The organism is Ensifer adhaerens (assembly GCF_001270265.1).
Lineage (GTDB): Bacteria > Pseudomonadota > Alphaproteobacteria > Rhizobiales > Rhizobiaceae > Ensifer > Ensifer adhaerens_B.
Window position 1 is genome coordinate 1 of sequence record NZ_LGAP01000055.1, and the last position, 14,907, is coordinate 14,907.

Consider the following 14,907-nt stretch of genomic DNA (forward strand, 5'->3'; position numbering starts at 1 on the left):
TGGTGATGCGTCCGCCGTCGAACGCGGCGGTGATCTTCTTGCGGCCAACGGCTGGAAAAGCAAACGGCAGCAATGTATCGTCGGTCATGGCGGGTGTGGCTCGCAAGATGTGGTCGACAGGACTGGCCTTGACGCACCCCGACCGAGGCCGCAAAGCAGTTCGGTCTCGGACGATCCACGATCTACCGTGAGATGTGGAGGCGCGGGGTGAGTCGATCGGTGTGACGATGCTTTCTTGCAGTTGGTGGCCTCTATTTACTCCAAAACTCGGGCTGAGCGGCGCGGCTTGATGGCTGTCTGATGGTTTTGCCACCTGGTTCGGGCCGGATTTGATTGGCCATGCCGATCTTTACCGCCGCCCTGCTGATACCGATGGTTCGGATGAAGAGCTTCATCTGGGCTTGCCCTTCGGCTTCTTTTGATGGATGAGCAAGTTTGTTCAGCCGACAGGTTCAGTGAGATGCTGGCGTTGTGAGGCCCAACGAGCCTGACTTCAAATCGCCGGGCCAACATTCACATGCATGCACGCATCATAGCCCATGGCGGCGGCTGACAGGCACGCCTTGGGGGGCTACTCTGACGTTGGCGGCCATTGTTCTCAGTTCCTCTTGTGAGCGGAGACCGTCACCTTGCAATACCAATCGTGGATTTTCGCTCATGACGACATCAGCCGTGTCTGCTGGTTCGTCTTTCCGACCCCAGCGGAGAAGGATGCATGCGCGTTCTGAGGCGCGAGGTCATTCTCCGCTAGGCAAACTCGGCATTGGACCATAGGGTCGGCATGGTCGTTGAGGTTGATTTGGCCCTGGGCCAAGCCGTACCTGCTTTTTGCCGATATGATGGTCTGCCATCACGGGTGTCTGCAGGACGGCCCCATAGTTGAACCGAACGTCCTTCGAGGGCGCTGTAGATGGCGAGCCAGATGGCGCGCGGGCGCGGAGGGCCAGATGGCGCGCGGGCGCGGAGGGATTGCGTTTGCGATCTGACGCCGCCGTGCGAGCCTGTCACCGGTAATTGCCAGGCTAGGGGGAGCTCACTCTCGCAAATATGCGAGTAAAATGAAATGCATCGCAATGGCGGCAGACGCCGCCCTGTTTGCAAGCGCTTGGCGGGAAACCAACGCCATACTTCTTTCATTCGGCGGCAAGGTCAAAGCCGCGCTTGGCGCAGAGGGGGCGTTTGCGAGAGACGAGCCCTAACCACGGATAACCCAAGCCCCTAGCACAAGCAGGACAAGGGGTGGGCCTAGCAGCATGCCGCCGAAAAGCAAAGCCGCTTTCTGTACCTCCCTGCCGGCTCGAAGTCGGCTCCCAATCTCGTCCGGCACGGCAATGCTCGGGCTTCCAGATGTACCGGCCCTTTCCCTCATGGCGGCTACCTCTTTCTCGGCTTTCCAGCCGTCGGTGATCACTACCCAGCCCCTGACGAAGATGGAGCCTCCATCTGTCACGTCTCGCCGCCGTCCTTCAATTTCTACGTAGACGACCAGCGTCAGCACCCAAAGTGCAGAGACGATCAGCCACAATCGAAAGAAACCGCGTCGGAAATTCATCTTGCGCCCCGTCCAATGACGCGAGGATAGCACAGCGGCGTTTAGCGACTAGTCAGCTCTCTGCTCCCGCTGCCAGCGCGCATGATCGTGGCGGCTAAAGCTCCTGCTCCTCATGAGTGATGGTTTCATGATGACCTTACGGCGGCTCTGCCGGTCGCCGGGAACAGTGCTCTTTTCGTCTCGGCCACCAGCTTCTGCGATGGCTTTGATCAGTTCTCCATCATCTCGATACGATGCTTGGCGGTGGGCGTCTTTGGTCCAGCACCACCGAGCCTGATGATAGTCAAGGAGTGTTAAGGCGCTCCTCGACAAGGTCAGGGAAATCATCAAAGGCAACGCGAGCGTCACGCATACAGAAACTGAACCCAGTCATCCGGGGATGGGCTATGCATCACCGTCATGTCGTGGCGAAAGCGAGCTTCTCATCGATAGACGCGCACATCTGGCAAATGCTCTGGAAATGAGCAAGTCGGCGTCATCCCTTGAAAGGAGCACGGTGGGCGAGATACTGCGTCGGTAAGGGCATTGAACGGTTGGACCGGATATCCGTAGCTTTCGTCGATGATTGGGCTTCTGAGATTAAAGGGATCCAAACTTGGACCTTGGTCTGAGCACCTTGGTCCAAGCACCTTGGTCTAAGCAATCGCTACACTAAGGACCCTCGCATACAGATGCTCAAGCTTGCATAATCATCAACGATTGGTCCGTGCAGGGCCTAACAACTGTCGCAACCATGGCTTCGGCGGCGTGTTCAGCCGGCAGCGCACTTCGTTTGGTGCGAAGGCGAAGCTTTGTCCAAGGCGAAGGCAATCATTGGGAGGGTGGCATGGTACAGTTTATTCGCTCGGACCTGGAATTCATCCTGCAGCAAATTCTCCTCGCGGAGGCCCACGCGGCCGGATCTGATCCGAAAACCCTGGTCCCGAACTCGTTCGTCCCCTTCGGTCTGCGGACGGTTGATGGATCATTCAACAATCTTTTTGCGGATCAGAGCGAATTCGGCGCGGCCGACAACATCTTCCCGCGCCTGACGGACCCGGTGTTCCGTGATGCCCAAGCTGGAACCTCATATACGCAGACGAGTGGCACAGTCATCGACTCGCAGCCGCGAACGATCAGCAATTTGATCGTCGACCAGTCGTTGAACAATCCGGCGGCGATTGCGGCCGCCCTCCAGAATGCCGGATCTGTGGACATTACCGGAGACAGCGCCTCCTTCCTCACTGCCCTCCAGGCTTTGGAGACGGCCAAGGCCAATGCCGGCGGCAATACGTCAGACCCGGCTGTGATAGCCGCCCAGCAGGCGTTCGATCAAACGATAACGGATCTTGGCCTGAATATCGCTACCAGCCCTGGTCTGGATGGCCAGTTTGGCACGGCCGACGACAAGCCCGTCTTCTTCATTCCCAATACCACGCCGGATGAAGGCCTGTCCGCGCCATTCAATTCCTGGTTCACCTTTTTCGGCCAGTTCTTCGACCATGGTCTCGACCTCGTGACCAAGGGGGGGAATGATGTCGTGATCATCCCGCTGCAGCCGGATGATCCGCTCTTTGTCGAGGGCAGCCCGACAAACTTCATGGTGCTGACGCGGGCGACCCAGTTTGCCGGGCCGGGCGCCGACGGCATTCTTAACGATGACCCGACGACGGCAGTTGACGAGTCCGTCGACAACACAACCCACGAGGCGATGAACACGACATCGCCGTTTGTCGACCAGAACCAGACGTATTCCTCGCATCCCTCGCATCAGGTTTTCCTGCGCGCCTATGAATTGGATGCCAATGGCAGGCCGGTGCCTACCGGCAGGCTGATCACCAATCGCGACCTCGGAACCGACGGCATATACGGCACGGCCGATGACGAAGAAATCGGCGGCATGGCCACCTGGGCCGTAGTGAAGGCGCAGGCGCGCGACATCCTCGGCATCAACCTGACCGACGCCGACGCGCTTCGCGTACCTCTGCTTGCCACGGATGCTTATGGCAACTTCATCAGGGGCCAAAACGGCTTTCCACAACTCGTCGTCGCGGCCGGGCCTCCCCCGGTTCTTGTCGAAGGCAATCCGGCATTGCCGGTCAACGCGTCCCAGGCGATCAGCACCGGACACGGCTTCCTCGATGACATCGCGCATGCCGCCAACCCCTTCGGCGACCATGACGGCAATCCGGCAACACCACCTCAGGCATTGACCCCGGACGTCGACACTGTCGCAGGTGGCACACCTCCGGAACAGGGATTTTACGATAACGAGCTGCTCGACGCGCACTACATCGCCGGCGACGGCCGCGTGAACGAGAATATCGGCCTCACCGCCGTCCATTCGATCTTCCATTCCGAACACAACCGGCTGGCCGATCATACCAAGGAAGTTCTTGTCAGCGATGCCCAGGCGCTGCTTGCCGGTGGCGCGACGCAGGTTGAGGCGGTTGCCTTCCTCAATGAATGGCTGGTGGTCGACGTAGTGACGGTCCCGGCGCTGACGGACATCGCCACGCTCCAGTGGGATGGCGAACGCCTGTTCCAGGCGGCGAAATTCGGCACCGAAATGCAGTACCAGCACCTGGTGTTCGAGGAGTTCGCGCGCAAGATCCAGCCGCAGGTCGATGCGTTTCTTGCGCCTGAAGGTTTCGACACGACGATCGATCCTGCGATCGTTGCCGAGTTCGCACATACGGTCTACCGCTTCGGGCACTCGATGCTGACCGAGACAATCGACCGCCTCGATCCCAACTTCGTATCAAGCGAAATTGGCCTGATCGCGGCCTTCCTCAACCCGCTCGCCTTTGCCGCAAGCGGTCCAACGCCGGAAGAGGCGACGGGCGCCATCGTGCGCGGCGTAACGCGCCAGGCCGGCAACGAGATCGACGAGTTCGTCACGGAAGCGCTGCGCAACAACCTTCTTGGCCTGCCGCTTGATCTGCCGACCATCAACCTTGCGCGTGGTCGTGATACCGGCGTGCCATCGTTGAATGCCGCGCGCCGTGAATTCTATGAAATGACTTCCGATAGTCAGCTCAAGCCTTATACGAGCTGGGTCGACTTGGTGCAGAACCTGAAGCATCCCGAGTCGGTCATCAATTTCATCGCCGCCTACGGCACGCATGCCGCCCTGGCGGAGGCCGACGTCGACACGCTTGCGGAAAAACGCGCCATTGCCTCAGCTCTGGTTCTGGGCGGAAGCGCGGTGATCAACGCGGGAGGCGCAGGCGGCGTAGAGAGGACGTTCACCGCGGACGAGGCCGACCGGCTTGCCTTCCTCAACAGCACCGGCATCTACGCCAACTCCCCGACCGGGGTGACGACCACCGGTGTCGATGCAATCGACCTGTGGGTTGGCGGCCTCGCCGAAAAGCAGATGCCGTTCGGTGGCCTGCTGGGCTCGACCTTCAACTTCGTCTTCGAGACGCAGTTGGAGGCGCTGCAGAATGGCGATCGCTTCTACTACCTTGCCCGTACCGCCGGCATGCATTTCCTCACCGAGCTGGAGAACAACTCCTTCGCCAAATTGATTATGGCCAACACCAATGCCACGCATCTACCTGCCGACGTGTTCTCGACGCCTGGCTTTATTCTTGAGGTCGACCAGACCCGGCAGTTCACCGAACTGAACGAACCCGGGGCCGACGGAATTCAGGGTACGGCTGACGATGTCGCTGGCCTGGACGGGATTTCCGGCAATTCTGATCCTCTCGGCGGCTCTGCCCTCATTCCGCTCGTCATTCGCGACAACCCGGCGACTGCGGTCGTCGATACGAATTTCCTCCACTACACCGGCGAGGATCACGTGGTTCTCGGCGGCACCGAGGGCGATGACATTATCATTTCGAGCATCGGCGATGACACGCTCCTGGGCGACGGTGGCAATGACCGGCTCGAGGGCGGCGACGGCGTCGACAATATCGAAGGCGGCGCCGGCGACGACATCATTACCGACCTGGGCGGCGATGACGTCCTCAAGGGCAATGACGGCGATGACGTCATTCACGGCGGCAATGGCTTCAATCTGATCCTCGGCGGGGCTGGCAGCGACTTCATCATCACCGGCGAGGACGTTTCCGAGACCTTCGGCGGCACCGGCAACGACTTCATCCTGGGCGCCCAGATGAACCTGCCGACATTCGGCAATGAGGGCGATGACTGGATCGAGATCGGCACATCCGATGGCGCGGGCGGCGACAATTTCGACCCGCAGGAGGCGAGCACCGTCATCGGCCACGATGTTTTCATCACCGGCGGCGGCTTCGACGAAGTCGACGGCGAAGGCGGCGACGACATCATGGTCATGTCCGACGCCGAAGACCATTTTGGCGGCGGTGGCGGCTTCGACTGGGCCAGCTACAAGAACGATGCGTTCGGCGTGACCGCCGACCTCCTTGTCAACGACTTCATTGAGCCACCGGTAACGCCCTCCAACCAGGGTATTCTTGACCGGTTCGCCCAGGTGGAGGGCCTGACTGGATCGGCCTTTGGCGACATCCTGCGCGGCGACGATGCCGACGCGGCCGAGATCAACGTTGCCGGGCCACAGAACAGTGCGCTCACCAATATCAGCCTGATCGACGATCTGCAGGCGTTTCTCGACCAGATTCTGTCGACGACGGGCGTCACTTCGTTCAGCGCCGGCAATATCATCCTCGGCGGCAGCGGCAGCGACATTATCGAAGGCCGCGGCGGTGACGACCTCATCGACGGCGACCGCTGGTTGAACGTGCGGATTTCGGTGACCGGCCACACGCCGCAGCCGGGCCAGCCCGTCATCACCAGTGTGGACAGCCTGACAGAGCTTGTGCCCTATATGCTTTCGGGTGAAATCAAGCCAAGCCAGCTCAATATCGTTCGCGAGATCAACACCGGCGACGCCGACTTCGATACGGCTGTATTCTCCGACAATCGAGCCAACTACACTGTCGTGACCAGCCCGGGCGGTGTTACCACTGTCACGCACAATCTGCTTGATGGAAATGGAGCAGTCATCGGTGTCGACGCAGATGGCGCCGACCGCCTCCTGAACGTCGAGCGGCTGCAATTTGCGGACCAGTCCGTGACACTCGTGGCCGGTCTCAACAATGATCCGGTCGGCCTGTTGGTGCTTGACGACCTCACGCCGGCCGTCAATCAGGTAATGACGGTTTCGACGGCGGGCGTCACCGACGCCGACAATCCGGGCACGGGAGAAATTACCGGTCCGATCAGCATCATCTGGCAATCGGAAGCCATCGCCGGCTCGGGCATCTTCCAGGATATCGTCGACTTTGGCGGCGGCAACCCCGGCACGGCGCTCGGCAATACGTTCCGCATCACGCCCGATCTCGACGGGCTGAGACTGCGCGCCAAGGCGGTCTATCAGGATGCCAATGGCGTGCTGGAGACGGTTTTCTCCACGCCGACCGTGGCAGTCGCTGCCGGTGCACCGGCGGCGCCGCTTGCGCCGATTCCGGCCGAAACGCCGGTCACCAGCGCCGGCATCCATCTGATCCGCGGCGATCTGCAGTTCATACTTGACCAGATTCTGATCGCTGAAGCGCATTCGGGGGCTTATGGAACCCCGGCACAGGACCTGCGCTTGCTGCTGCCGAACACCAGGCTGCCTTTTGGCCTGCGCACGGTGGACGGTTCGTTGAACAACCTGGTTCAGGGCCAGACCGACTTCGGCGCTGCCGACCAAGATTTCCCGCTCCTGCTGGATCAGCAGTTCCGCAATGACCAGGACGGCGACACGTTCGACGCGAATGGCCCAGCCCCCGGGGGCTTGATTACCAATACCAACTACGCCTCCACAACCAACGTCGTCGACGCCGATCCGCGCATCATCTCCAATCTGATCGTCGACCAGACGATCACCAACCCGGTGGCCGTCGAGGCCTTCGTCGCGGCGGGCCTCGGAACGCTCGATGTCAATGGCGTCCTGCTCGATTTGAATGGTGTCCCCATTCCCGCCGGCCAACCGCTATTCATCCCCAACACGGCGCCTGACGAAGGCCTGTCGGCGGGGTTCAATGGCTGGTTCACCTTCTTTGGCCAGTTCTTCGACCATGGCCTCGACCTCGTCAACAAGGGCGGAAACGGCACGATATTTGTCCCGTTGCAGCCTGACGATCCCCTTTATGTGGAAGGTAGCCCGACCAATTTCATGGTGCTGAGCCGGGCCACCAATACGCTCGTCCAGGCAGGCGCCGACGGCGTCCTCGGGACGGCCGACGACATCCACAGGCATAACAACCAGACCACGCCCTTCGTCGATCAGAACCAGACCTATACTTCACATCCCTCGCACCAGGTGTTCCTGCGCGAGTACGCGCTCGATGCGAACAATCACCCGGTCGCGACAGGGCAGTTGCTCGACGGCGCTGACGGCGGCCTGCCGACCTGGGCCAACGTCAAAGCGCAAGCGTTGATGCTTGGCATCACCCTCACGGACGCGGACGTTACCAACCTGCCGATGGTTGCCACTGATCCCTACGGCAAGTTCATTCCGGGCGCGAACGGCTTGGCGCAGTTTGTAACCGCAGGCGGACTTGTCGAAGGGGTCGCCGGTGGCCTCGCTGTCCCCGTCGATGTCATCCGGACCAACCATGCCTTCCTCGACGACATCGCGCACAGCGCCAATCCACGCAATTCGGCCGGTGCGCTCCTGACGGCCGACGCCGACACCGGCATTGGCGATGACAACATTCCGGGGACCTACGACAACGAGTTGCTCGATCGCCACTTCATCACTGGCGATGGCCGCGGCAACGAGAACATCGGCCTGACCACCGTGCACCACATCTTCCATTCGGAACACAACCGGATGGTTCAACACACCAAGGATGTCGTTCTCGCCTCTAACGATCCCGCCTTCATCGCCCAGTGGCAGTTGCCCGATGGCTCGTGGAACGGCGAGCGCCTGTTCCAGGCGGCGCGCTTTGCCACCGAGATGCAGTACCAGCACCTGGTGTTCGAGGAGTTCGCGCGCAAGGTCCAGCCGCAGGTCGACGTGTTCCTCGCCGAAGGCCAGGGCTACGACGCCACGATCAATCCCGCGATCGTTGCCGAGTTCGCCCATGTGGTCTATCGCTTCGGCCACTCGATGCTGACGGAAACCGTGAATCGCCTCGACCCCAACTTCCAGTCGAGTGAGATCGGCCTGATCGAGGCCTTCCTCAACCCGGTCGCGTTCAACAATGACGGTGCCTTGACCGCCGAACAGGCGGCCGGCGCCATCGTGCGCGGCATGACCCGCCAAACCGGCAATGAGATCGACGAATTCGTCACGGAAGCGTTGCGCAACAACCTTCTTGGCCTCCCGCTCGATCTGCCGAGCATCAACCTGATGCGCGGGCGCGATACGGGCGTGCCGTCGCTCAATGCGGCGCGCCGTGAATTCTACAACGCCACCGGCGACAGCCAGCTCAAGCCATATGCGAGTTGGGTCGAGCTTGCGGCCAACCTGAAGCACGAATCCTCGGTGGTCAATTTCATCGCGGCGTATGGCACGCATGCCGCCCTGACGGAGGCCGACGTCGACACGCTTGCGGAAAAACGCGCCGTTGCCGCCGCTCTGGTTCTGGGCGGAAGCGCGGTGATCAACGCGGGAGGCGCAGGCGGCGTAGAGAGGACGTTCACCGCGGACGAGGCGGATCGCATCGCCTTCCTCAACGGCACCGGCATCTATGCCAATGACCCCGTTACCGGGGTGACGACCACCGGCGTCGATGTGATCGACCTGTGGGTTGGCGGCCTCGCCGAGCGGCAAATGCCCTTTGGTGGCCTGCTCGGCTCGACCTTCAACTTCGTCTTCGAGAACCAGATGGAGAAGCTGCAGAATGGCGATCGTTTCTACTACCTCGAGCGTACGGCCGGACTGAACTTCCTCACCGAGCTGGAGAACAACTCGTTCGCCAAATTGATTATGGCCAACACCGACGCCACGCATCTGCCTGGCGACGTGTTCTCGACGCCTGGCTTTATTCTTGAGGTCGACCCGACCAAGCAGTTCACCGAACTGAACGAACCCGGGGCCGACGGAATTCAGGGTACGGCTGACGATGTCGCTGGCCTGGACGGGATTTCCGGCAATTCTGATCCTCTCGGCGGCATTCTTCTGACGCCGCTGGTTATTCGGGACAACCCGGCAACGCCAGGTGCCGATACCAACTACCTGCGGTATACCGGCGAGGATCATGTTGTCCTCGGCGGTACGGCTGGTGACGACACGATCATCGCGAGCATCGGCGACGACACGCTCTATGGCGACGCCGGCAACGACAGGCTCGAAGGCGGCGACGGCGTCGATATGATCCTCGGCGGCGCTGGCGACGATATCATCACCGACCTTGGCGGCGACGACAACCTTCAGGGCGGCGATGGTAACGACGCCATCCATGCCGGCAATGGCATCAACCTGATACTTGGCGGTTTCGGCAACGATTTCATCGTTACCGGCGAGGACAGCAATGAATCCTTCGGCGGCCCTGGTAACGACTTCATCCTAGGCACCCGGGCGGACGAAATGGTGTTCGGCAACGAAGGCGACGACTGGATCGAGCATGGAATGGCCGATGGCAGCGCCGGCGAAAATTTCGACACGCGCGGACTGGATTCAATCATCGGCAACGACGTCTTCATCGGCGACAGTGTCGCAGACCGAATGCTGGGTGAGGGCGGCGATGACATCATGGTCGGCAATGGCGGCCAGGTGGACCGTTACATCGGCGGGTCCGGTTTCGACTGGGCCGTTTTCAAGCACGACTCGTTGGCCGCAAATGTCGACCTGAATCTCCGCGCCTTCGACGAAACGCCCGTGCCACTGACGGCGGCATCGGCTCTTGCGCGGTTTGAATCGGCTGAAGGCCTGTCGGGATCCTCCCTAAGCGACATTCTGCGCGGCGATGATGCCGACGCAGCCGTGATTGCTTCGTCTGGTTTTACCGGCAGCGTGCTTACCAATTTCGGCCTTGTCGCTGGCCTGCAGCAATTCGTCGGCGCTGCTGCTGCCGGATCGGATGGCATTGTCGGCACCGCCGACGATCAGTTCGGCTCGGGTAACATCATCCTCGGCGGCGACGGCAGCGATCTCATTGAAGGCAGGGGCGGCGACGACCTTATCGACGGCGACCGCTCGCTCAACGTGCGCATCAGCGTGCGCGCGAATGCAAACGGCACCGGCGAGGAACTGTTCAGCGTCGACAGCATGAGTGAACTGACCGACCGTGTGTTCTCGGGTGAAATCAATCCCGGACAACTCACAATCGTCCGTGAGATCTTGACGGCGGATGGCCCTGGTTTCGACACGGCGGTGTTCTCGGATGTCGTGGCTAACTATCGCTTCAATGGACAGGTCTTTGACCCGGCCAACCTGCCGACGCCTGATATCAACGGCTTCATCACGGTATCGCACATTGTCGGAGGCGTCGCTGGTCCGGACGGAACCGATCGTTTGTCAAACATCGAGCGGCTGCGGTTTGCTGACCAATCGATCGTACTTGGAGGTATCAACAGCGAGCCGGTGGGCCTGCTCTTGATCCGCGACGCGGCAACGGCCACTCCGGACAATACACCGTCCGAGGGTCAACTCCTGGAGGTATCGATCGCGGGTGTGAGCGATGCCGACAACCCTGGCGGCGTGATCACCGGGGCAATCACATACTTCTGGCAGTTCGAACCGCGCCCCGGCACCGGCATCTTCGAAGACATCGTCATTGCCACAGGTCTGGGGGATGTGCATGCGACCGGACCAACCTTCACGCCTGGCGCGGATTTAGCCGGACTCGCATTGCGCGTGCGTGCCATCTACCAGGACGCCAATGGGGTTTTGGAAGAGGTGTTCTCGGCGCCCACAGTGGGTGTCGGGCTTGAGCCTCCCCCACCCAACACGGTCGTGGGAACGCGGGGCGACGACACGCTCAATGGCGGTGCAGGCGATGACATCATCAACGCCGACCGCGGCAACGATACAGTCAACGGCGGCGGCGGCAACGACATCATCGACGCTGGCCGCGGCGACGATACCGTCAATGGCGGCGACGGCAACGACACGATCCTCGCTGATCGTGGCAACGACATCGTCAATGGCGGTCTGGGCGACGATACGATCGACGCCGGTCGCGATGACGACCAGATCAATGGCGGCCCCGGCAACGACAGGATCGCCGCCGACCGAGGCAACGACACCATCACCGTCGTTGCCACCGAAGGACGCGATATCATCGATGGCGGGCGCGATCTCGATATCGTTCGTGTCCTAGGCAACACGACCGCGGAAACCTTCCGCATCTATGCAAGGGCCGACGCCATCGCCGCGGGGATGACGATCGATCCGGCAACCGAAATCGTCGTCACCCGCAATGGAACCGGCAACGCGTCGATCGTCGCGGAGCTTAGCACGATTGAGGAGATCGTCATCACCGGTGGCGGTGGCGCCGACAGTTTCATTACCATCGGCGATTTCGCACCGACAACCCTCTTGCTCAACACCATTACGCTCGAGGGCACAGCCAGCGATGACACAGTCGACATATCGGCGCTGCAGTCCGCCCATCGGATTGTCTTCAAGTCGAATGGCGGTCACGACACCATCATCGGCACATTGCGGCCACAAGACGTGATCGAACTGGCCCCCGGTTCGACACTCGCCAACTACACGCGCTCGAATCTCGCCAACGGCACCACAATCCTGTCGAACGGCAACCATACGATCACGTTCCTTACTCTGCCTGACGGGGCCTCGCCAACCTTTGAGGAGTCGGATATCGGCGGCGGCGGAAGTGGCGGTGGCGGCGGCGATGGCGTCACTGGTGCGTTTGAGCTGACCGATCGTGACGTTTCGGGGCTGATGAACCTGGTCAGGGGCCAAGAGATTCCTGGCAACGACGACTCCGTTCCTGGGGTGCGTGACCTCTCCGGCCACGGCAACAATCTCACCCATCCCGAATTCGGTGCGGCCGACGAACCTTTCATCCGGTTGACGGACGCGCATTTCGGCGCCTTTGATCCGGCGACCGGCAACCACAACGTCAATCCGATCTTCGCCGGGCTCGACCCGCGCAACATCAGTAACATCATTGGGACGCAGGAAGCTGACCTGCCGAAGAACGAAAAGGACGCCAACATCTTCTTCATGGCGTTCGGCCAGTACTTCGACCACGGCCTGGACTTCCTCGGCAAGGGCGGCAACGGCACGATCCGCATCGGCGCACCGGGCAATGGCGCTCCGGGATCGGGCAATCCGGCCGACCTGACACGTGGCACCGTCGACAGCATCGTCGACGGCGTACCGCAGCACCTCAACAAGACCTCGCCCTTCGCTGACCAGAACCAGGCCTATGGTTCCAACGACCTCGTCGGCCAGTTCCTGCGTGAGGGCAACGGGTCCGGCGGACTCGGCTCGCATCTGCTTCAGGGCGCGGCGGATCCGTCGAACAGCAACTTCAAACTGCTGCCGACGCTGCGCGAATTGATCCTGCACCACTGGGAGAACAACACGGTCTTCCACTCGGCTTCGTTGCCGGGCGGGCAGGTGGCGTTCCAGACCTATTTTGCCGGTCTGGTCAACAACGGCGTCATCAACGAAGCGATGCTGCCGGCCATGACCTCCAACTTCATGGGCAGCACCCATGCGCTGCTTCTCGATACCAACCCCTTCATCAAGCTGCTCGACCACTATGTGGTCGGCGACGGGCGCGGCAACGAGAACTTCGCGCTGACCTCGATGCATACGATCTGGGCCCGCAACCACAACTTCCACGTCGAAGGGCTGGTGGATGCCGGCTTTGAGGGAACGGCGGAAGAGCTGTTCCAGGCTGCCAAGATCATCAACGAAGCGGAGTACCAGCGCGTCGTCTTCAACGAGTTCGCCGACCACCTTATCGGCGGAATCAGAGGCGACGGCAGTCACGGCCACGGCGAGTACAATCCGAACGCGGATGCAAGGATTTCGCACGAATTTGCCGCTGCGGTTTACCGCGTTGGCCACTCGCTGATCGGTCAGACGATGACCGTTCTCGATGCCAACGGACAGCCCAAGCAGGTGGCTCTGTTCGATGCCTTCCTCAACCCGAGCAACGATCCGGACGTGTTCACCGGTCCCTTGCCTCCAGGCTACGTGCCGCAACCCGGCTACGAGCAGCTTGGCGTCAACTCCATTCTCGGCGGGATCATAACCCAGCAGGCCGAAGAGGTTGACTTCAACATCGTCGATGCGGTCCGCAACGATCTCGTTCGCATCAACGCCGACCTGTTCGCCTTCAACGTGGCGCGCGGATGGGATGTCGGGCTCGGAACTTTGAACCAGGTGCGCGCCGGTCTCGCTGCATCGCTTGATCCTTATGTCTCCGAAGCTGTCGGATTTGCCGGAGACCTCTCACCCTACACGTCCTGGGAGGATTTCCAGGCGCGCAACGGGCTGAGCCAGGCGGTCATCAACCAGTTCCGGCAGGCCTATCCGGATCTGGTGCTGCAACCCGGTGATATCGCCGCGTTCCAGGCGATCAATCCAGACATCCAGGTGGCGATGCAGGCCAATGGCACCGGCATCGTCAAGGGCATCGACCGCGTCGATCTCTGGGTCGGCGGCCTTGCCGAGAAACACATCAATGAAGGCATGGTCGGCCAGACCTTCTGGGTCGTTCTGCACGAACAGTTCGACCGGCTTCAGGAAGGCGACCGGTTCTACTATCTGGATCGGGTAGACGACTTCGACTTCTACGAGAATTTCGTCGATGGTCAGGAGTTTGCTGACATCGTCGCGCGCAATACCGGCTTGACGGATCTCCCGGAGCACATCTTCGAAACGCAAGAGCCTGAAGATGACGATGACGATGATGACGGCGATCCCGTTGGCGGCGACGACGACGATGACGACGATGACGACGACACCGGCGATCCCGACGATGATGACGACGACGATGACGATGATGATGATGATGACGACGGCGATCCCGTTGGCGGCGGCGATGACGACGACGACGACGACGATGATGACGACAGCTGCGGTTCCGGCGACGGCGATGGCGACGGCGACGGTAGTGGCGATGGCGACGGTGGTGAGACGCCGTTGCCGGTTGCGGCGCGCACGCTGATCGGCACGTCCGCAGCGGATGTGCTGCTGGGGGGTGCGGCGGCCGACGTGCTGCTCGGCGGGGCTGCCGGCGACATCCTGTCGGGCGATGGCGGCCACGACGTGCTGCGCGGCGAGGACGGCGAGGATGTGCTGACCGGCGGTGACGGCGACGACGTTGCCTCGGGTGGGTCGGGCGATGACGAGATCCACGGCGGCACCGGGGCCGACATGCTGTTCGGCAATGGCGGCGACGACCTGATCTACGGCGACGCCGGCAACGACGTCATCGAAGCCGGGGCGGGTGCGGACAAGG

At 61.3% G+C, this 14,907-nt stretch carries 2 protein-coding genes; both read left to right on the plus strand.

Annotation, left to right across the window (positions count from 1 at the left end):
* The first annotated feature begins 1,785 nt into the window (after positions 1–1,785).
* Positions 1,786–2,016, plus strand: coding sequence for a group II intron maturase-specific domain-containing protein (locus AC244_RS39050; protein WP_414735992.1), 231 nt, complete (start codon positions 1,786–1,788; stop codon positions 2,014–2,016).
* 362 nt (positions 2,017–2,378) lie between these two features.
* Positions 2,379–14,907: peroxidase family protein (locus AC244_RS34090; RefSeq protein WP_053253251.1), on the plus strand; the 12,529-nt coding region annotated here is incomplete at its 3' end.